This window comes from Streptomyces sp. NPDC055013, assembly GCF_053608645.1.
On the sequence record NZ_JBSGVW010000044.1, the window covers coordinates 60,568 to 80,060 of the forward strand.

At 68.8% G+C, this 19,493-nt stretch carries 20 protein-coding genes and 5 pseudogenes; 17 read left to right on the plus strand and 8 right to left on the minus strand.

What is annotated here, in order from left to right; genetic code table 11:
• Positions 1 to 113: 113 nt before the first annotated feature.
• Entirely contained in the window at positions 114 to 350 is a 237-nt protein-coding gene (locus tag ACWGDB_RS36670) for a hypothetical protein (protein ID WP_453826419.1), read from the minus strand.
• 734 nt (positions 351 to 1,084) lie between these two features.
• Positions 1,085 to 1,411: a plasmid stabilization protein gene (locus tag ACWGDB_RS36675; RefSeq protein ID WP_266898398.1), complete on the minus strand. Its 327-nt coding sequence runs from the start codon at positions 1,409 to 1,411 to the stop codon at positions 1,085 to 1,087.
• Positions 1,412 to 2,043: 632 nt separating this feature from the next.
• Between ACWGDB_RS36675 and ACWGDB_RS36680 the strand changes: the two genes are divergently transcribed.
• The 4 genes and pseudogenes from ACWGDB_RS36680 to ACWGDB_RS36695 all read left to right on the plus strand — a co-directional run.
• Positions 2,044 to 2,604 carry a hypothetical protein gene (locus ACWGDB_RS36680; protein ID WP_453826420.1) on the plus strand — a complete coding sequence of 187 codons (561 nt, stop codon included), beginning with the start codon at positions 2,044 to 2,046 and terminating at the stop codon, positions 2,602 to 2,604.
• A 61-nt stretch (positions 2,605 to 2,665) separates the two neighbouring features.
• Positions 2,666 to 3,205, plus strand: coding sequence for a hypothetical protein (locus tag ACWGDB_RS36685; RefSeq protein WP_453826421.1), 540 nt, complete (start codon positions 2,666 to 2,668; stop codon positions 3,203 to 3,205).
• A gap of 161 nt (positions 3,206 to 3,366) precedes the next feature.
• Positions 3,367 to 3,936, plus strand: coding sequence for a cysteine hydrolase family protein (locus ACWGDB_RS36690; protein ID WP_453826422.1), 570 nt, complete (start codon positions 3,367 to 3,369; stop codon positions 3,934 to 3,936).
• Between the two features lie 88 nt (positions 3,937 to 4,024).
• Positions 4,025 to 4,804, plus strand: a pseudogene (locus ACWGDB_RS36695) (transposase); the annotation flags it as partial.
• Positions 4,805 to 4,896: 92 nt separating this feature from the next.
• Here ACWGDB_RS36695 and ACWGDB_RS36700 read toward each other — a convergent pair.
• Complete coding sequence (locus ACWGDB_RS36700) at positions 4,897 to 5,148, minus strand: hypothetical protein (RefSeq protein WP_453826423.1); 252 nt, start codon at positions 5,146 to 5,148, stop codon at positions 4,897 to 4,899.
• Positions 5,149 to 5,521: 373 nt separating this feature from the next.
• Here ACWGDB_RS36700 and ACWGDB_RS36705 point away from each other — a divergent pair, with 373 nt between their 5' ends.
• Together ACWGDB_RS36705 and ACWGDB_RS36710 are read left to right on the plus strand one after the other, a co-directional pair.
• Positions 5,522 to 5,983 carry a hypothetical protein gene (locus ACWGDB_RS36705; protein WP_453826424.1) on the plus strand — a complete coding sequence of 154 codons (462 nt, stop codon included), beginning with the start codon at positions 5,522 to 5,524 and terminating at the stop codon, positions 5,981 to 5,983.
• 443 nt (positions 5,984 to 6,426) lie between these two features.
• On the plus strand, positions 6,427 to 6,807 hold the full coding sequence (locus tag ACWGDB_RS36710; protein WP_453826425.1) for an ANTAR domain-containing protein: 381 nt from the start codon (positions 6,427 to 6,429) through the stop codon (positions 6,805 to 6,807).
• Positions 6,808 to 7,119: 312 nt separating this feature from the next.
• Here the strand turns inward: ACWGDB_RS36710 and ACWGDB_RS36715 are convergent, their stop codons facing one another.
• Complete coding sequence (locus ACWGDB_RS36715; protein ID WP_453826426.1) at positions 7,120 to 7,326, minus strand: hypothetical protein; 207 nt, start codon at positions 7,324 to 7,326, stop codon at positions 7,120 to 7,122.
• A 468-nt stretch (positions 7,327 to 7,794) separates the two neighbouring features.
• Here ACWGDB_RS36715 and ACWGDB_RS36720 point away from each other — a divergent pair, with 468 nt between their 5' ends.
• Both ACWGDB_RS36720 and ACWGDB_RS36725 read left to right on the plus strand, forming a co-directional pair.
• Positions 7,795 to 8,484: a GAF and ANTAR domain-containing protein gene (locus ACWGDB_RS36720; protein WP_453826427.1), complete on the plus strand. Its 690-nt coding sequence runs from the start codon at positions 7,795 to 7,797 to the stop codon at positions 8,482 to 8,484.
• Positions 8,485 to 9,112: 628 nt separating this feature from the next.
• Positions 9,113 to 9,937 (plus strand): alpha/beta fold hydrolase, encoded by an 825-nt coding sequence (locus tag ACWGDB_RS36725; RefSeq protein ID WP_453826428.1) that lies wholly within the window; start codon positions 9,113 to 9,115, stop codon positions 9,935 to 9,937.
• Between the two features lie 493 nt (positions 9,938 to 10,430).
• On the opposite strand, the gene ACWGDB_RS36730 is transcribed toward ACWGDB_RS36725, so the two are convergent.
• Positions 10,431 to 11,219 (minus strand): DUF6292 family protein, encoded by a 789-nt coding sequence (locus ACWGDB_RS36730; protein WP_453826429.1) that lies wholly within the window; start codon positions 11,217 to 11,219, stop codon positions 10,431 to 10,433.
• A gap of 58 nt (positions 11,220 to 11,277) precedes the next feature.
• Complete coding sequence (locus tag ACWGDB_RS36735) at positions 11,278 to 12,168, minus strand: helix-turn-helix transcriptional regulator (protein WP_453826430.1); 891 nt, start codon at positions 12,166 to 12,168, stop codon at positions 11,278 to 11,280.
• Between the two features lie 219 nt (positions 12,169 to 12,387).
• On the opposite strand from ACWGDB_RS36735, the gene ACWGDB_RS36740 reads away from it, so the two are divergent.
• The 9 genes and pseudogenes from ACWGDB_RS36740 to ACWGDB_RS36780 all read left to right on the plus strand — a co-directional run bounded on the left by ACWGDB_RS36740 (position 12,388) and on the right by ACWGDB_RS36780 (position 18,180).
• On the plus strand, positions 12,388 to 13,404 hold the full coding sequence (locus ACWGDB_RS36740; protein ID WP_453826431.1) for a zinc-dependent alcohol dehydrogenase family protein: 1,017 nt from the start codon (positions 12,388 to 12,390) through the stop codon (positions 13,402 to 13,404).
• Positions 13,405 to 13,434: 30 nt separating this feature from the next.
• Positions 13,435 to 13,845: a (R)-mandelonitrile lyase gene (locus tag ACWGDB_RS36745; protein WP_453826432.1), complete on the plus strand. Its 411-nt coding sequence runs from the start codon at positions 13,435 to 13,437 to the stop codon at positions 13,843 to 13,845.
• 90 nt (positions 13,846 to 13,935) lie between these two features.
• On the plus strand, positions 13,936 to 14,619 hold the full coding sequence (locus ACWGDB_RS36750; RefSeq protein ID WP_453826433.1) for an SDR family NAD(P)-dependent oxidoreductase: 684 nt from the start codon (positions 13,936 to 13,938) through the stop codon (positions 14,617 to 14,619).
• The gene (locus ACWGDB_RS36755) at positions 14,616 to 15,158 is read left to right on the plus strand and encodes a cyclophilin-like fold protein (protein WP_453826434.1); all 543 of its coding nucleotides are present in this window, start codon (positions 14,616 to 14,618) and stop codon (positions 15,156 to 15,158) included. Before ACWGDB_RS36750 ends, ACWGDB_RS36755 begins: the two co-directional genes overlap by 4 nt.
• Positions 15,159 to 15,212: 54 nt before the next feature.
• Positions 15,213 to 16,463 carry an MFS transporter gene (locus ACWGDB_RS36760; protein WP_453826435.1) on the plus strand — a complete coding sequence of 417 codons (1,251 nt, stop codon included), beginning with the start codon at positions 15,213 to 15,215 and terminating at the stop codon, positions 16,461 to 16,463.
• 42 nt (positions 16,464 to 16,505) lie between these two features.
• Positions 16,506 to 16,670 (plus strand): annotated as a pseudogene (locus ACWGDB_RS36765) (SDR family NAD(P)-dependent oxidoreductase); the annotation flags it as partial.
• 264 nt (positions 16,671 to 16,934) lie between these two features.
• Positions 16,935 to 17,198: pseudogene (locus tag ACWGDB_RS36770) on the plus strand (putative PEP-binding protein); the annotation flags it as partial.
• 70 nt (positions 17,199 to 17,268) lie between these two features.
• Complete coding sequence (locus ACWGDB_RS36775) at positions 17,269 to 17,562, plus strand: putative PEP-binding protein (protein WP_453826436.1); 294 nt, start codon at positions 17,269 to 17,271, stop codon at positions 17,560 to 17,562.
• 154 nt (positions 17,563 to 17,716) lie between these two features.
• Positions 17,717 to 18,180, plus strand: a pseudogene (locus ACWGDB_RS36780) (pyridoxamine 5'-phosphate oxidase family protein).
• 230 nt (positions 18,181 to 18,410) lie between these two features.
• On the opposite strand, the gene ACWGDB_RS36785 reads toward ACWGDB_RS36780, so the two are convergent.
• On the minus strand, positions 18,411 to 18,689 hold the full coding sequence (locus tag ACWGDB_RS36785) for a pyridoxamine 5'-phosphate oxidase family protein (protein WP_453826437.1): 279 nt from the start codon (positions 18,687 to 18,689) through the stop codon (positions 18,411 to 18,413).
• A gap of 18 nt (positions 18,690 to 18,707) precedes the next feature.
• Positions 18,708 to 18,881: pseudogene (locus ACWGDB_RS36790) on the minus strand (alcohol dehydrogenase); the annotation flags it as partial.
• Between the last annotated feature and the right edge of the window lie 612 nt (positions 18,882 to 19,493).

Genomic DNA, 19,493 nt, shown 5'->3' on the forward strand with positions numbered 1-19,493 from the left:
GCTGAGGCATAGCGCTGCACGCCTCCCGGCGCCCGGCACGCGACAGCCAGCAGGAAGCGTCGGAATCCCACAGGGCCCCCACCCCTGCGGGAAACGAGCAGAGGGTGCCTGTGTCAGCTGCCGCTCAGCCGCGCGCGCAGCAGATCCTTGCCGAGCTCCGCGCCCTTGCGGCTGTCGGCCTGCGCTTTGCGGAACAGGTCGGCCACCTCGGTGTCCTTCTCCCGCTCCGCGTCGTGGATGTAGCTCTCCAGGCGCAGAGCGTTACTCAGACACGCCTCCACGTACCAGATGAGGTTGTAGTCCTTGTCCTGCGTACCGGTCACGCCGCCGGTCTCGCTGGTGCTGGCCATGTGAACCTCCTTGATCGAACGAGTTGCTCTGGAAGCCCGAGTACCCGGCCCACGCTGAACATTCAGTCCCGAGGTGCCGATCCCAGAGCATGCATGACCTCCGCGTCGCCATCGGCGACGCGGAGGAGGATGAGCAGTGAGGATGGTCAGCCGTCGGCCGCTACGCGCGGCCTCGGGGCTTTCGAGGCCATGACTTCCCGGGGCCGCGCGTTTCACCGGTCGGTGCACTGGCAAGGAGGATGCGCTGCTGACCTGACCGACCGGGGAGATGTCGATGGACGGGCGCGCATCGTGGCCATGGCGTTCAACGACGTTGCTGGCTGAGGGTACGAGCTGATCTGCTGTATACGCTGGGTGGAGTGCCTGTGTAATTTCGGTGACGCCGTTTCGGCATGGGTTCGAAAGTCACTCTCGCGCCGGTCCCAGCGAGGAGACGGCTGAAGCGCCGAGCCGTACCTGGAGCCCGTACGGCGGTGGGCTCCAGCACTCGGACGGCCGTCAGGCTGGCGGGGTCGCGATCTGCAACGGCACCCCGCCCCGCGACATCGCATCGTCGCTTCTCTGCACCGCCAGCCGGACCAGGCTCAACCGTATGCCAGACAAGTACCAGCACCAGAGACGGCCAGTTGGCCGCCGTGCTCGATCGCAGTATGCGTGCCCCTCGTACCGCAGGGCCCGGCAGTCTCGCTCGGGAGCCGCACCGACTCACCGCCCCTAAGGGCTGGGGCACCTCGTCAGCGACCTAGCGCGTTCTCCAACTGCTTCTTGGTCATCGAGGAGCGGCCCTGGATATTGCGCTTCTTGGCCTCGTTGTACAGCTGGTCCTTGGTCGGGCCTTCCGCGCCGCTGTGCGAGCGCTGCCCACCACGCTGGGACGCCGACTTCGGGTCACGAGTGGAAGTCTTGCTGGCGGTCTTCGACTCACCCGACCTGGCCCGCTCCTTGTTGACCGTCCGGGAGGCGATCTCCTTGGCCCGCTTCGACGACTCGCCGCGGTCCTCGGCACTCTTCTTCACATGCTCGTACTGGCGCTCCCGCTTGGAGCTCGATCCGGCCGGCATGGTACTTCTCCCTCCTCATGTGAACTGTGGTTGAGGCCGGGCTGTATTCACCGGCCTCGACCTGCAGCAACGACAGGTCGTCGTCCAGTCAAGGTGTTCGGTCTGCTGGTCCGGAGGCGTGCCGCCGCCTTGCCCAGCGCACTGTCTCCCTTGTCCCTGCCGTGGGGCACGGACACCCTCGCCTCGGTCTCACGCGCTTTGATTTCGCCGCTCTCCTGCGGGCGCCGCCACCCTTTCACTGTGCCGCTACTGCGGCTGCTGCGGATTCGACATCTGCGGGCATCCCTCTTCGCGTCGTAGATTCCGATCGTCGAGTTCCCCCGACCCCCCACCCGAAGCATGCGGCCCCCGCTTTCCTCACGCCTGGGGTTGCTCACTCCGTACTGGAACGTGGCGTACGGCGCGCAGACGTGCTGGGTCCCACCGAAGCCCTCACGTGCCAGGGCGGCGGAGAACTGGTTGATGAGTCTCGACATCCGGCGCCGCGGCACGCTCCAGTCGTACTTCGACTGAGCGGCTCCTTCTCTCCGGAGCCGCAGGTCAAGATCAGCCCTCTTCGTTTCAAATACACATAAGAGGCAATTCGGTATATGTAGAGAAATTTCCAAGGTTCAGTTTAGGGAGCCTGCCCCATGTCAACAGGGACACTTCTGGCGATCATCATTCCCATTGCGGTCGTGATCGTCGTGGCAATCGTGGCGGCCTCGATTCTCATGCGCCGCAGAAAGCTCCGCGAGCGGTTCGGCCCGGAGTACGAACGAACGATGGAGAACGCCGACAGTCGCACGGCTGGCGAACGCGAGCTCAGGGCCCGCGAGAAGCGGCACGACTCACTGGACATCAAGCCGCTCACCAGCAGCTCCCGGGATCGGTACACCAGGGAGTGGACCAGCGTGCAGGATGAGTTCGTGGACCGTCCTGAAGATGCCGTGCACGACGCGGACCGTCTGGTGACCTCCCTGATGCAGGAGCGCGGCTACCCCACCGAGGACTTTGAGCAACGGCTCAAGGACCTCTCGGTCCAGCACAGCCGCACGCTCGAGCACTACCGGGCCGCCCACGATGTCGACGCACTCAGCACCCGCCACGAGGCGACCACAGAAGAACTGCGGGGGGCCATGGTCCACTACAGGGCCCTGTTCGACGAGTTGCTCTCCGACGGCGGCGAACCCCGCCGCCGCGCCCACGCGTGAACGCTCAGGGACAGCCCACCGCCCGGCCGGGAGGCCCCAGGCCTCCGGGAACGGAGGAGAAATGCAACGCAAGGACATACCGGACATCGCTGCCTCGAGTGGCCTGTCTACCGACGACCTCGCCCGACCCCGCGACACGTCCAGGCAGGAGAGCGCCTCGAGCGCACCGGCCACCGTGCCGACCTTCCCCGGCGAGAGCACGGCCACGCCGAGCCGGCCCGCCGAAGACGAGGCCGCGGTCCCCGACGGGGGCAAGGCGGACGAGGCGGCGCAAGCCGACTCCAGCACACAGCAGGAAGCCACGAAGGGAGACGGCAACACTGACGACGAAGCCCCCCAGCTCCTTACCCCCAAGGACGAGGAAGGCTTCCGCACACGCTGGCAGGACGTGCAGAACAAGTTCGTCGACGACCCCCGTGAGGCCGTGCACACCGCCGACGCACTCGTCGCCGACGTGATGCAACAGCTGGCCACCACCTTCGCCGACCATAAGCAAGAACTGGAAGGACAGTGGAACCGCGGCGAACAGGCGAACACAGAGGACCTGCGCCAAGCCCTGCGCCACTACCGCGCCTTCTTCAACCGCCTGCTGACCACCTGACGTCACACGAGGCGCGCCGCGGAGACGGACGGGCAGATGCCCGGCGAGCCCCTGCCGACCCCGAGCAAGCGGCTTTCTGGTCGCCGAGAGCAGGTGGCGGCCGCCGTACCGTGCGGTGACGATACGGACGCGCACCTGACGGCGCCCGAACGGGAGAGACCGTGAACGGCTCCGCGGACACGACAGGGCTCGCCCTCATCGTGATCGACATGATCAACACCTACGACCACGAGGACGCCGAACTGCTCATGCCGGCCGCCCGACGCGTCGTGCCCGTTCTGGTAGACCTGATCCGCCGGGCACGGGAGGCGGACGTACCGGTGATCTACGCGAACGACAACTTCGGCCTCTGGCGCTCCCACCACGGAGAACTCGTCGACACCGCCCTGGCGGGGCGCCACGCGGACCTGATCGAACCGATCAAGCCCGACGACGACTCGCTCTTCGTAGTGAAGGCCCGTCACTCGATCTTCTACGAGACACCCCTGGCCTACCTCCTGTGGAAGCTGCAGGTGGGGCACGTGGTGCTGTGCGGGCAGGTGACCGAGCAGTGCGTCCTGTACTCAGCCCTGGACGCGCACATCCGCCACCTGACCGTGACCGTGCCCCAGGACGCCGTGGCCTCCATCCACCCGCATCTGGAGGCTGCGGCCCTGGAGATGATGGACCGCAACATGGGTGGCCGCATCATGATGGCGAAGGAAATCGACTTCGCCCCGCCCTCCCGCTAGCGCAGCCCCCCGCCTACACGCGCGGGCGCATCGGAGACCGTCCCGGGACACGTGCCCGTCGAGCACGGAAGCCCGGCCATGAGCACCCCTGCTGGAACGGTTCGGATCGCCGCCTCAGATCCGCAAGACCGGACTGGGGCGGCTGGTTGGTCACCCTGTACGGCCGAGGCCCCGCGGATGGCCGAGCGGCTGGTCGAGGACATCTTCGCCGCGCTGCACGGGCCCGCCAACGTTGGGTGTGGTGGCGGACACGAAGGCGTCGAGCGCCGCCGTTTTCTGGGTAGGTCTCCCATCGACCAAGTCACGTGAAGACGTCCGCTCGACGCCCACGCGCCCGCCACCACAAGCAGGAGAACCGCCCGCACGCTCTAACCAGAGGCTTACAAGCTCAGCTCGAAGTAGGCGTGACGACCCTCACCACTCGAACACCCCGGTGACTCGACCTGACCCACCGGGGTCGTTGGAAAGGAATTAGGTCCTGACGTCCATGCCGGGAGTCGGCGTCAGGACCGGAGCCCGCATCTTGATCGAGGTCGGCGACGGCAGCACCTTCCCGACCGCCGGCCATCTGGCCGCCTGTGCCGGCCTCGCCCCGGCCACCCGGAACTCGGGCTCCTCGATCCGCGGCGAACAGTCCTCCAGACCGGGAGACAAGCAGCTCAAACGGGCCTTCTTCCTCTCTGCGTTCGCCGCCCTGCGCGATCCGACATCGCGTGCCTACTACGACAGGAAGATCGCCCAGGGCAAGCACCACACCCAGGCTCTGCTCTGCCTCGCTAGACGCCGGGCCGACGTCCTCTTCGCGATGCTCCGCGACGGAACCTTCTACGAACCGCAGCCCGTTCGAGCTGTCGCTCCCCAGACCTAGACCATGGTCAGGAGGTGATCCGTCGGTTCATAGTCGATCTTCCAGTCGGCTAGATCCCGCAGAACCCATCCTTGATGCACGCAGGCCCACGGTCACCCAGCGGACGGATCCGTCGGTGCCGAGCGAGAAGCGACCGCGGCCTCGAACTCCTCGCTCCCGCACGGGCAGTCGGCCGCACCGGGCTCGTCGTCCTCCCAGGACTCCTCGTTCCAGTACTCCTCGCTGTCCGCGATGAACGCACGGCTGTCGCAGCCCGAACACTCTCGTTCCGCGCCGGAGGCGTTGACCAGCACGAAGAACACATGACTGCCGCACCCCTCGCAGACGGAAGGAGCGATCTTCACCGGGCGGTCGTCGCCGCCTCCCGCAGGAACACCGCGAGCTCCGCGGGGACCCCCTCGCCAAGCTGATCATCAGCATGCACGGACACATCGTTCCAGACGCCCCAAACCCACACCCGACCAGCTTGACCAAAGACATAGGGGCACCCCCCCGCGGAACCCAGTCCAGCCGTCCCCTCGCCCCGCCTTCAGCGGCCGCTTTTGGGGCTGACTGGCTGACTGATCCATCCGTTGGAGTGGGATACCGCCGTGGGTCGGCTGGCAAAGCCTCCCTTAGGGCGAAGTGAGCCGTGAAGACTAGCTGAATTGTGGTGGCGCGTCTCGCTTGCAGCCCGAAAGGCTGCGCCGCATGTGATCACGAGGGACGAAAAGGATCATGAGGATTCATCACGACGGGCCGGACCGGGCCCACCGGCGCCCCGAAGGCGTCAGTGACGAGACCGTGGAAGCGCTCGGGGCGCTGTCCAAGGCTCTGGAGACCACCGAACGCGCTAGAGGCCACCTCTACAGCTTTCATCAGCTGACCGGCACCGCTGACTTTCAACTGGACCGAGCAGTTGAGCTGCTGCGCCGAGCCAGCCACCCCGAGTGGGCCGACAGAGTGCAGTCGGAGATTCTGGGCCGGAACGTCATCCCGGGGCACTGGACCTTCCAGATCGTGGAGGCATACGACGTCACCTACCACCGGCCGTTCACGCTCCTGGAGCGTGAGGCCGTCGAGCAGCTGGCCCAGGGCCGCGGCCACCTGTACGAGGCCGAGATGAAGGAGGCGCGACGCACCGTCGGCCATCCCCACCACGCCGCACGGCCTCCCGGCAGCCACGAATCTCCCGAATGAGCCCCGCATCCAACGACATCAGAGCCTAGTGTCGCTGTACGCGGCCCATCGAGTGAGCCCTGCGCAGCGGTGGGAACGTTGGATGCCATCTCGTTTCCCACGCAGGGCCGCACAACGCAGCCTGACCTGATCTGATGCGTGACCTGGACGGCCCGGGATTCGTTGAGATGGTCATCGCGCCCTGACCATCCGCCCCCCACGGAAGCGCGAATCCTCGTGAGGGCCCGGCTCCGCCAGCGCCCGGCCCCGGGCCCTCACCGCCCCTTCTTTCCAGCATCACAGCGCATGAGCTGGTTGCGGGCTGGCTACTCTTGCGGGGCGGGGCGGGGTTCGGGAGAAGGCCCCCGTGTACGTCCTTCCGGGCTGCGGGCCGGGAGGACGCACACGTTCTGCCCGGCTGCGGCCGGGCGGATGCTGAAGAGGAAACCGGGCAGGGGAAGCGTATGACCTCGACCCGTGCACCTTTGGACGAGCGCCTGGCTCCCTCTACGGATCCCAGGCCGACTCCCGCCACCGCGGCAGCCGAAAGCCTCCAGGCCGAGGTCGCACGGCTGCGCACGGAAATCCAGCAACTGCGCCAGGCCATCCCCGCTCACGCCGTCGTCGACCAAGCCATCGGCGTGCTGACCACGCTGGGCCAGATAACGCCACATGACGGCTTCGCCGTGCTGACAGAGGTCTCCCAGCACACCAACATCAAACTCAGCCAGGTCGCCGGAGAAATCCTCAAGCACGCCCAAGGCGCCCGGTTGCCCGAGCTGCTGCTCAGCGAGCTGCACGCCGCCCTCGCCCGCCACGCCATCGGGGAGCGGTCGGCCCCCTGACCAGATGCGCCGCCCTACCCGGACCGGTGTCCGGCAAGCCCTCAGCCGGGCTGAGCTGTCCGTGATCGAGATGCAGCAGAGCATGCATGACCTCCGCGTCGCCATCGGCGACGCGGAGGAGGATGAGGAGTGAGGATGGTCAGCCGTCGGCCGCTACGCGTGGCCTCACGGCTTTCGAGGTCGTGACGCGTCCCCGGACCACACGCTTCACCGCTCGGTGCACCGGAGAGGAGGATGCGCCCCTGGCCAGGCCGGGGTGCGCATCGTGTCCACAGTGTGCAACGTCGTAGCTGAGTGAAGGGTGCGGGCATGTCAGGCCAGCTCGAAGCCGCTCCGGAAGACGCCGCCGTACTCCCCAGGCGTCTCCCAGCACGTGTAATGGCGGCCAGGAAGATCGGGCAGGTCAACCCCCAGCGCCTTCGCCAGGTCGGCGGCATGCGTCTTGCGGGTCCGAGAGGACTCATCGGCAGCTTGAAAGAGGGCATGCGCGCCGCGCAGTCCGATCACTACGTACTCCACACGCCTCCCCGCACCGACCACCGATTCCTCGTGGTGCTGTTCATGGCGGGCATTCATAACCTGCCCGCAGAGCCCACATCGCAGGTCGTCCCGTGAGGTATCCACGGCAGACATCGTACGGCTGCCTCGAACACATGTGGCCACCAGCCGTCCTCACCCCAGAACACCCGGGCATCGGCTCGCCCGGCGGCCTCACTCTCATCACTGATCCGAAAGACACGCCCTAGTAGTGCTTCGTTACCTGGCGCAACGCTCAGCGCAACACTTGTCGCATCACCCAGCGCAACCTCACGAGTTCGCCCGGCCGTGTTCAGTCGATCGGCGCCGCTGCCGGGCGTCGGCGGCCGCTCGCGGCCGAGCAAATGGGCACGGCCTCGGTGACAGGTATCGGTCTGCGACGTCTGCGCGACTCACGTGGAGCGCAGGGTATAAGCCTGGTCCAAGCGGGACGAGTAGCGGAGGGCAAAGGTGGACTGGGATCAGTTCGCGCAGCAGATGGCGTCGATGGCACGGGACCTTCTGGCGCAGGATTCGGTGAATGCCACGCTGGAGCGGATCACCGCTTCAGCCACCGAGCTGGTGGAAGGCTGCGACGCGGCCGGCATCCTCGTCCTGCACGACAGCACGGTGGAGACGCTCGCTCCCACTCACCAGCTGGTCATCAACAGCGACCAACTGCAACACCGTCTCAGCGAAGGGCCGTGCTTCGATGCCGCCCGTACCTCGCTGGGAGAGCGGGTCTTCCGCATCGCCGACCTCACCGGCTTGCAGCAGCGTTGGCCCGCCTATGCCCCGCAGGCCCACGCCCTCGGCGTGGGCAGCATGATGGGCTTCCTTCTCTTCACCGACGAGGAAGACCTCGGCGCCCTCAACCTCTACTCCCACAAACCCGGCGCCTTCACCGAGAACAGCGAACTGGCCGGCTGGCTGCTGGCCTCCCACGCGGCCGTCGCCTTCTCAGCCGCCCGCGCCCACGCCCAGATGGAACAAGCCGTCACCACCCGCCACCTCATCGGCGAGGCCATGGGCATCCTCATGGGCGCCCACCACCTCACCGAAGAGCAAGCCTTCGACGTCCTGCGCCGCTACTCCCAGGAGAACAACATCAAACTGCGCGAGGTCGCCCGCCAGGTGTGCGAACAAGGCAGCCTGCAATGACCCCGGGTGCGCGGCTCCCCCGGCACGTGGGCTGAACCAGAGAAGCCTGAGCCGAGCCAGCCCCCAGGGGAACGCTGCTGAACCCGGCCTGCCCACCAAGTCCCCTCCCCCACCACTCCCACACCTGCACTGTCCCCCTACTCGAGGGCTCTCACGTGGAAGCCGGTGCGGCAACCCGGGCTTCCTGGCCATCCGAGCAGGTCAAGCAGCACGGGCGTCACTTCTCGCGGGTGGGAGCGGGTGCGGTCATGAGGCGCGCCTGTAGACGGCTGCGGGGCCGACGACACGGGAGCCGAACTGCGCTCCACGTGCTCCGGCCCCGTATCCCACCACGGCCGTCCGCTCACCGAGCATGCCCAGAAACGGCCTCAGGTCATCCAGCGGTGCCGAGGGGTCCACGGTAATCAGGGGGTACGCCATGCTCCCTGACCCAGTTCTGAACCGCCGTGTGCTGTTCCGGTGAGATCGCCTGGCATGGTCGAACAGTAGTGACGTCGCTTGGCCAAAGGGTTAATCACGAAAGAGTGGTGTCGATGAGTTCGAGAGGCACTGCAGCCTCTTGCCAGGGCGGCATCGGCCATGCTCTCGGCAAGAGTTGCTGCCCATGCCCAAGATGAGGAGACCAAGGGTGAACTGGACACTTGGCGAGGAGTTTGAGACGCCTGAGGGGACGGTGCGCTGGAGGGTTCTCGGCAGCGGAGAGCCGGTCGTCCTGGTGCACGGCACCCCGTACTCCTCCTTTCTGTGGCGGGACATCGCTCCAGCACTCGCTCGTACTCGCACCGTCTTCGTCTTCGACCATCTCGGCTTCGGCCAGTCGGACCAGCGTGAAGGCCAGGACCTCAGCCTGGCGGCTCACGGGAGGAACTTCGCCCGGCTCCTCGACCACTGGGAGCTGTCCCGCCCCAGCGTCGTCGCCCACGACATCGGTGGGGCTGTGGCTCTCCGGACGCTACTGCTGGAAAAGAAGAGCTACCGGGACCTGACCCTCTTCGACGCGGTCAGCGGCGGCGAGTGGGAGCGAGGGCTTTTCCAGCTCATCCTGGAGCACGCGGATGTCTTCCAGCAGCTTCCGGACTACGCTCACGAAGCGCTGGTCGCCAGCCATATGCGGCACGCCACGCACGTGGGCTTCCGGCCGGAAATCCTCGACGCGTTTCTTGCGCCGTGGCGGGGAGCCGCAGGGCAGGCCGCGTTCTACCGCCAGTACAGCCAGATCAGACAGGCGGACACCACCGCGTACGAGGACCTGCTGGGCGGGATGTCGCTCCCGGTACGGCTCATCTGGGGACGCGAGGACCGCATCCTCCCCCCGGAACACGCCAGATGGCTGCACGCGCGTATCCCGCACGCCAAGCTGCACTGGATCGAGGGAGCAGGCCACCTCCTCCAGGAAGACGCGCCGGGACAGCTGTCGGACTACCTCACCGCCGGGTTCCCCTCAGACGGCTGAGGAAAGACCCGTGGGAGGGACGGAACATCTCCCCCAAGGCCCTCCTCACCTGCTGACAAGCGAAAGCCCGTTGGTCCCGCCCTCCCTCGTCTTCGCCGCCGGCACTGGGGTGCCCTCCTGTCTGCTCGGCATCGCGAGCTGAGTCGATCACCAACTGACTCCGAAGAACCGTCGATAAACGCTGCTCCAAGAGATCAACGAAGCCATGCCGGTCGGCTGCGTGGCCGCCCAAAGGGCGCACCTCAAGGGTTGGTTGGGTCCTGGCGCAACACGTCAGAGCGGGCATCAGCGAGATCGAAGACGCGTTTGAGGAACTCCACGAGGGCGGGTTCGATCCGGTAGATCCGCCCGCGGTCGTCCAGTTCCAGGATGCCGGTCCGGTTGTCCGGGCCGACCCTGCGTCGCCTGCGCGGATGCTAGTGAGTGTTCCGCCCATCTTGTTGTGCGCGATCGGCGTCGTGGGGTGGTCGGCGAAGTACATCTGGATGTCGCCTTACGAGGCCGTGCCGCCCCGTTCGACCAGGCGGCGGAGCACGACCCGGGCGCCGGGCAGCACGGACGCGATCGTGTCGAAGAGCATCCGATCCGTCCAGCCCTCCCACAGGACGTCGTCGCCCAGGCTCTCCGGGCCCGGCCGGGACGCCGACGGAGCGTCCGGCCAACTGCTCGCCACAGCGGCGGGGTTGAGCCCGTAGGCGGCCTGTACGGCCGCGATCGCCTGCTCGTAGCTGTCGGTCTGCGTGTCGATGGTCAGCTGCACACCCGCCCCCTCAATGATCTCCGCCCCTGTCCGGGTCCGCTCCCCCGCTTCTTGTCGCCCGGCCGGTGACAGGCCGAAGCCGGCACGGCGGTGGTTGCTGGCGGCGGCGCGCACTTCCCGTGCGCCGTCCCACTCCGTGCGGTGCTCCAGATCGGGCACCGTGCGGAAGCGGACCATCTGGTCGGCGACGTCGGCCACGTCCTGAGGGGTCGGGAAGATCGTGCGAAAGGTCGGGAGGACGCCGTAGAGGAGGACGTCGTCCAGGCTCATTCCGATCATGGCGTAGAACCAGCCCTGGCGTTCCTTCCAGTGCAGTCGGATGCCGCCGCGGCCGCAGGTGCGGGAAACATCCCAGGTCAGCCACATGTAGGTGGTCAAGCCGTCGTCGCTGGGAGTGCGGTCCGCACGAACGGAGCTGGGCGGGATGCCTCGTGCCGCGAGTGCCTCGTCGACGGCCCTCGCATACGGCCAGTGCGGCAGCCCCTGGGGCCTTCCTGGCCACCCGGGCGGGTCAAGCAGCACAGGTCTGAGCTGTGCGCCGACAGCGCCGAACCCGGTCCGGGTTCGGCGCTGTCGGCGTTCAGCTGGTGGCAGATCGTTCCGTGTCCGGGGTGGCTTCCTGGGTGGCTGCCCAGGTGGCGAGGAGGCGCAGCCCTTCTTCGGAGTCCGACCCGGGCTCGGCGGAGTAGATGGTGAGGGTGAGGCCGGGTGCGGCGGCCATCTCCAGGCCCTCGAAGGCGAGGGAGAGGTCGCCGACGGCGTGGTGGTGGAAGTGCTTGGTGCCGGTGCCGTGGTGGCGGACGTTGTGCGCACCCCACCGGGTACGGAATTCGTCACTGCGGGTGCACAGCTCCCCGACCAGGTCGTGCAGGTCCTTGTCGTGGGGGTTGCGGCCGGCTTCCGCACGCACGATGGCGACGGTGATGTCGGCGAAGGAGTCCCAGTCGGGGTAGAAGCGGCGGGCGGCGGGGTCGAGGAAGGTGAAGCGAGCCAGGTTCTGCTGGTTGCCGGGCGTGGCGTAGAGGTCGGTGTAGAAGGCGCGGAAGAGCTGGTTGGCGGCGACGATGTCCATCCGGCCGTTGCGGACGAACGCCGGTCCGGCGGTGATCGCGTCCAGGGTCCATTGCAGGCTGCGGTGCGCCTTCCACTGCTCCTTGGTGCGCCGGCGGGGGCGGGTGAGGGCGTCGGAGCCGTCGGCGGCCTGGGCCAGGTGCAGCAGGTGGGCGCGTTCGGCGTCATCGAGCTGGAGGGCGCGGGCGAGGGCTTCGAGGACGCCCGGGGAGACTCCGGCGAGGTCGCCGCGCTCGAGTTTGGAGTAGTACTCGACGCTCATGTCGGCGAGGGCCGCGACCTCGCTGCGGCGCAGGCCCGGCACACGGCGGCGGGATCCGGAGGGCAGTCCGGCCTGGTCGGGGGTGATCTTGGCGCGCCGCGAGGTCAGGAACTCGCGGACCTCCGCACGGTTGTCCATGCCTTCGACGGTACGTCCCGCGCGCAGCCATAGGGATGTACTGCTGGTACACCCTTCGTCAGTGCCTCGCTACGCGCGGGAAGTGGCAGTTACCTGGGATACGTGGTGCTTCTCCTCCGGCCGCCGACGGGCGGAGGAGGGGCCCGCACCCGGCGCGGGCGGTCCGCCGTCCGTGTTTCGGGTCCACACCCTGTACCCGGTAACGCAAAGGAACCTCTCATGCGCGGCGCACTGATGCACGCCCCCGGCGACATCCGCTTCGAGACCCTGGAGGACCCGAAGATCCTCCAGCCGACCGATGCGATCATCCGCACGGCGGTGACCTGCGTGTGTGGGTCGGACCTGTGGCCCTATCGCGGTGCGGAGCCCACCGACGCGGCCCATCCGATGGGCCACGAGTACGTCGGCTTCGTGGAGGAAGTCGGGAGCGAGGTCACCTCGGTCAAGCCCGGCCAGTTCGTCGTCGGCTCGTTCGCGACCTCGGACAACACCTGTGCGAACTGCCGCAACGGGTTCCAGTCGAGCTGTCTGAACGTCGAGTTCATGTCCACCTGCCAGGCCGACTACGTGCGCATCCCGAACGCGCAGGGAACCCTGGTCGCCACCGACGGAGTGCCGGACGAACCGTTCTGGCCGGGGCTGCTGGCCGTGTCGGACGTGATGGGCACCGGCTGGTGGGCCGCCGACGCGGCCGAGGTCAAGCCCGGCTCCACCGCCGTGGTGGTCGGTGACGGCGCGGTCGGCCTGTGCGCGGTCATCGCCGCGAAGGAGCTGGGGGCGGAGCGGATCATCGCCATGTCCCGCCACGAGTCCCGGCAGAAGCTGGCCCGCGAGTTCGGCGCGACCGACATCGTCACCGAGCGCGGCGAAGAGGGTGCGGCACGGGTCAAAGAGCTGACCGGAGGGATCGGCGCGGACAGCGTCCTGGAGTGCGTCGGCACCGCGCAGTCCATGAGCCAGGCCCTGCACTCCACCCGCCCCGGCGGCAATGTCGGCTTCGTCGGCGTCCCGCACGAGGTCGCCGTCGACGGGCAGGAGCTGTTCTTCTCCCACGTCGGCCTGCGCGGCGGCCCCGCCCCCGTACGCCGCTACCTGCCCGACCTCATCGACCGCGTCCTTTCCGGCGCGATCGACCCGGGCAAGGTCTTCGACCTCACCCTCCCCCTGGACCAGGTCGCCGAGGGTTACCAGGCCATGGACGAGCGCCGCGCCATCAAGACCCTCCTCACCCCCTGACCCCGCAGCGCGCCCGTACGAGGAGTCTCCGTGCAGATCACCCGCAGCTCGATCGACACCGCCAAGGGTCCGGCGGACTGGTTCACCGGCGACGTCTACATCGACGCCGTCGCCGCGGCGCCCGCCCCGTCGAGGGTCACCGCCTCCCTGGTGCACTTCATGCCCGGTGCCCGCACCCACTGGCACCGCCACCCGCTGGGCCAGACCGTCTTCGTCACCGAGGGGATCGGTCTGTGTCAGCGCCGGGGCGGACCGGTGGAGGTCATCCGGCCCGGCGACCGCGTCCTGTTCGAGGCCGACGAGGAGCACTGGCACGGTGCCGCGCCGAACCGGCTGATGGTCCACCTGGCCATCAACGAGGGCGACGACACCCACGACGTCGTGCACTGGCTGAAGCCCGTCACCGACGAGGAGTACGCCATCGCCCCGGCCACCGCCTGAACCCGGCCAGGAACGTCCTTCCGCCCGTGTCCCCCGCTTCCTGAGGCGGCCCCGATGCGGCCCGCCCCCCACGTCGTTGAGGAGACCTTCGTGACTACCTTCGCTCTCGTCGGCGCCGGTCCCGCTCTGGGCCTGGCTGCCGCCCGCCGCTTCGGCAAAGCGGGCCACCGCGTGGCCCTCCTCTCGCGCAGCGTCCAGCACCAGGACAACCTGGTGGCCGAGCTGGCGAGAGAGGACATCCACGCCTGCGGCTTCACCGCCGACGTCCTCGACCCCGCCTCCCTCACCGCAGCCCTGCACGAGGCCGCGGACACCCTGGGGCCCGTCGAGATCCTGCAGTTCAGCCCGGTGCCCCGCGGCGACTTCATGAAGCCGGTCCTGGACACCACCGCGACCGACCTGGACGACCCGCTGGCATTCTCCGTCAAGGGGCCGCTCACCTGCGTGAACGCGGTCCTGCCCGGTATGCGGGAGCTGGGGCGGGGCACGCTGCTGTTCGTCAACGGCGGCAGCGCGGTACGCCCGAACCCCAAGGTCGCCGGCACCTCGATCGCGTTCGCCGCCGAGAGCGCGTATGCGGCGATGCTCCACACCGCGCTCGCCGACGAGAACATCCACGCCGCGCAGCTCATCGTGCCCGGGGCGATCAGCCCCGACTCCGAGCACTCCAGCCCCCAGGCGCTGGCCGAGCTGCTGTACGGCCTGCACACCGACCGCAAAAGCTTCCGGCACTACGCCGAGCCCATGCCCAACCCGCAGGACGGCACCCCATGACCACCCTCACCCTCGGCCGCGCCCTGACCGCCACCACCGGCGTCCTACTGCTGGCCGCGACCGCCTGCTCCGCCGACTCACCCGCCGAGCAGGCCACTTCCACCACCTCCGCCTCGTCGTCCGCCCCGGCGTCCGGGGAGCCGTCGTCCTCGGCGTCGGTGAGCCCGTCCGGATCAGAAAGGACCACTCCGATGGACATCCGCGTCACCATCGACGGACAGGAGGTCGAGGCGACCTTGAACGACAGCCCCGCCGCCCGCGACCTGGCCTCCCTGCTCCCGCTCACCCTGGACCTGGAGGACTTCCACGGGACCGAGCGGATCGCCGATCCGCCGAGGAAGCTGACCACCGAGAACGCGCCCGAACCGCAGGCGCCGAAGACCGGGGACCTCACCTACTACGCGCCGTGGGGCAACCTCGCCATCTTCTACAAGGACGGCCCCTCCGCCTCCGAGGACCTGCTGGTCCTCGGCCACATTGACGCCGACACCGACCTGCTGTCCGGGGCCGACCGGATCACCATCGAGGCCGCCTCCTGACCGCGCCCTCCGCCTGAAATCCGCCCACCCCCTCGTACGGGAAGAAGTTTTCGCATGCCCTCCGCCACCGGGTCCGCCCCCGGCAAGCTGCCCTTCGTCGTCTGGGTACTCGCCGCCGGCACGTTCCTGATGGGCACTACCGAGTTCGTCATCGCCGGACTGCTGCCCGGGATGGCCGCCGACCTGAGCGTGAGCGTCCCGCACGCCGGTCTGCTGATCACCGCGTTCGCCGTCGGGATGATCGTCGGCGGGCCCACGATGGCCATGGCCACCCTGCGCCTGCCCCAGCGTCACACCCTCATCGGTGCCCTCGCAGTCTTCGCCCTCGGGCACGCCGTTGCCGCCCTCAGCACCTCCTTCACCGTCGTGCTCACCGCCCGGGTCGTGACCGCCCTGGCCACCGGAGCGTTCTGGGCCGTCGGCTTCGTGATCGCCACCACCGCAGCGGGCCCGGCCCGGTCCACGCGGGCGGTCGGCGTCATGATGGGCGGCCTCACCCTGGCCAACGTCGTCGGTGTGCCGATCGGCTCGTTCGCCGGCCACTACACCGGCTGGCGCGGCCCGTTCTGGGCGCTCGCCGTCCTCGCCGCACTAGCCGCCGCGTTCGTCGGCCGGTTCATTCCCCGCACGGAGCAGCGGGCCGAGGTGTCGGTGCGTGCCGAGGTCCGGGCCCTTCGCCAGGGGCGGATGTGGCTCGCCCTCGGCGCGGCCGTGCTGATCATGGGCGGGGTCCTGGCGACGTACACCTACATCACGCCGCTGCTGACCGACCGGGCAGGCATTTCGGCCGGTGCCGTGCCGCTGGTGCTGATCGCCTTCGGCATCGGTGCGCTGGGCGGCACCGCCATCGGCGGCCGCCTCGGAGACTGCCGCCCGATGGTCACGGCGATCACCGCCGCGGCGGCCACCTCCCTCATCCTGCTGGCCCTGATCCCCGCCTCCGACAGCCCGGTGGCCGCCGTGATCCTGGTCTTCGCCATGGCCCTGGCCGGGTTCACCGTCAACCCGGTCGTCACCTCCCTCGCCGTCCGCTTCGCCGGGGACGCCCCCACCCTCACCTCGGCGCTGACCACCTCCGGCTACAACACCGGCATCGCCGCCGGTTCCCTCGTCGCGGGCCAGGCCCTGGACTCCTCGCTCGGCCTGACCGGTCCGGCCCTGGTCGGCGCTGTCTTCGCCGCGCTCACCCTGCTGCCGCTGATCGCCCTCGCGCTGCGCGGCATCACCGGCCCTGCCCGGATGGTCGCCCACCACACCGGCGAGCCGCAGCAGGCTGGGGACCTCACCGCCACGGCCGCACGCTGAACTCCACGCCCGTACACCTTCGTTGGGAGCCACCGTCATGAACCCACCTACGACTTCACCGGCCAGGTCGCCTTCGTCACCGGCGCCTCCTCCGGCATGGGCCTGGCCACCGCCCGCGCCTTCGCCGAAGCAGGCGCGGCCGTCGGCCTCACCGACATCAACGAGGACGCCGTCAACGTTGCCGCCAAGCAGCTCACCGACGACGGGTCCTGGCCCGCGATGACGCCGAGCGCGAGCGGGCGCTGGAGGCTCTCCTGCCGCTCCAACGGCAGGACTTCACCGACATCCTGGAGGGGATGGACGGTCTGCCAGTCACCATCCGCCTTCTGGGTCCGCCGCTGCACGAGTTCCTGCCCGACCACACCGAACTCGCCGTACGCATCGCTGCCGCCGAGGCGCGCGGTGAGCAACCCGATCCGCACGAGCAGGCGCTGCTGAAAGCCGTTGGGACGTATGCACGAGGAGAACCCGATGCTCGGCCTGCGCGGCGTGCGCCTCGGTCTGGTGGTTCTGGGCCTGGTGGCCATGCAGGTGCGGGCCGTCGCCGAGGCCGTTGTGGCCCGCACGCGGGCCGGGTGCTCACCGCACGCCGAGATCATGGTGCCCCGGTCGGCGCCGTCGAGAAACTGCGCATCGAGCGCGCGGAAGTGGAGCGGGTGCTCGCCGAGTCCGGCGTGCCCGTGCGGCACGATGATCGAGCTACCCCGCGCAGCGCTCACCGCGGGCCGTATCGCCGAGGAGGCCGAGTTCTTCTCCTTCGGCACGAACGAACTCACCCAGACCACCTGGGGTTTGTCCCAGGACGATGTCGAGGCGGAGTTCTTCTCCCGCCCACCTCGACAAGGGCATCTTCCCCACCTCGCCCTTCGGGACGATCGACCACGACGGCGTGGGCCGACTGCTCCGGATCGCGGTCGACGAAGGCCGCGCCGCCCGCCCCGGGCTGATGATCGGCGTCTGCGGCGAACACGGCGGCGACCCCGACTCGGTCCACTACTTCCATGCGGCGGGACTGGACTACGTGTCCTGCTCGTCGTTCCGGGTGCCGGAGGCGGGCCGGGCGGCGCCTTCCGTGACCGGGGGCAGCGACAGCCGGTGAGGGCCATCCGGGCCCTGGCCGGGGCCCATCGGCCCTGGCGCCCGGCGATTGCCCGAGGGATCGTAGATGCAGGAGCGGCGCCGATCCCCCGCGGTGTCGCTCCGCTGAGTAGGCAACTCGAGCAGTGAGCAACGCATCTCAACGGAAGTCAGCCATGGCCCACGACGACGGTCGGCCGGCCCTCGCAGGACCGCGCCGACGCATCGAGCTCGACAGCGCCGAGGCGCTGCGGCTGCTGGGCAGCGTGATCCTGGGGAGGATCGTCTTCACCCGGCACGCGCTGCCGACCGTGCGACCGGTCAACCACGTCCTGGACGACGGAGACATCGTCATACGCACCCACGAGGGCGCGCCCTGATTTCACAGTCCCAGTCGGCCGACGGCCCTGGTGTCGTCGTCGCCTACGAAGCCGACACCATCGACCCGCAGACGCATCTCGGCTGGAGTGTGGTGGTAGCTGGGTACGCGCGGCCGGTGACCGATCCCGACGACCTGGCCCGCTGCCGGGCGTTGCTGCAGCCGTGGGTGGAGCAGGCCATGGATCAGGCGATCCGCATCCGGCCCGACCTGGTCACGGGCATTCTGCTCACCGCAGGCGGCCGCTCGGGCGAGGCCTGAACCAGCCACCTGTGGAGCAGGAGTCGAGGAGTACCCGCAGCGATGCCGAACGGCCCTTTGAGACAGGGCCGTTCGGCTCACGACGCGGCGTGGGCGTAGGGCAGGGAATGTCACACAGTGATCCGACGCCCGGTGACCGCTTGCGGTTCGACCCGCACCCACCTGCCCGCCTCCCGCCCAGGGGTGGCAGTACGCGCTCTCAGCGAGCCTGCGTGCCTCACCGGGATCCGTCACGGCTCGGGCGCCCGCGCACGAGCACGCTCCAGCCCCGACTGAACCCGTCGTCGATGCGGTCGACCTCGAAAGCCACCGGGCGGCCAACGGCCAGCAAAAATGTCATTGGAGGCCGCGCGGAACACGATCGCGCCGTCGACGACGCTGTAGTTGACGGGCACGACGACGGGGCCCGATGCGGTGGACAGTGCGATTCTCCCCACGCCGTGCGGGCCGAGGAGGGACCTGCCGTGAACTCGGGGGGGCGGGCGGCCTGGTCCAGCCCGGGCGGCCATCGTTGTCACGTCCCTTCGTCAGGCCGCGCCCACGGCGACGACCTCGTGCTGCTCCCCGCCGAGCACGACCTTGAGGGCACCGGTGTCGGCGGCGCGACTGAAGACGGCGTATGCCTCCTCCATGCGGTCCAGCGGGAACGTGTGGGTGACTAGCTGCGAGGTGGGCAGGCGGCCGGCGGCCGTCATCCGCACCTCACCGCGACGATCCGTCGGGGGTGAACAGCCAGGCCGTGGCGATGGCCGCCAGTCCGATAGGGCCCGCGCCGATGTGCCCCGCAAGTCCAACCTGACCGCACGCGGGCGGACCGCATGGGCCGGTCGCGCCCCTTGAAGGACCAGGCGGGGACGGGTTCGTACGGCCGCCGCGTGCGATCCCCGCGGGCCCGACAGACCCACCCGGCAGAGGCCGTTCCGCCCTTCCGCACGATCACCGGCGGGTCTTTGATCAGGCTGTGTACAAGACCACACAAGGTTCGCACCGTCCCAGGCGGTACACACCGCCGACAGGACGACGGTCGTCGAGCTGCGCGGCGAGATCGACCTCGTGGCAGGCCGCGGTCCTGGCCTCCCACCTGGAGCAGACGGACCCCGGCGACTGCCCGACGAGGTGAGCGCCGGCTGGGTTGTCCACAACCCAAGGTCACGGCGGCACTCCGGGCTCGCCAAGACAGGGCGGCCGGTAGTACGGGGCGTGGCGGCGTACACGTGTTCTAGGGTGCGTCTTCAAACGGATCTTGCCCAGAGTAAGAATGACGCGAGACTGACCGCTGCTTCGTAGGAGGTGGCGGTCTTGTCGTACCTGGT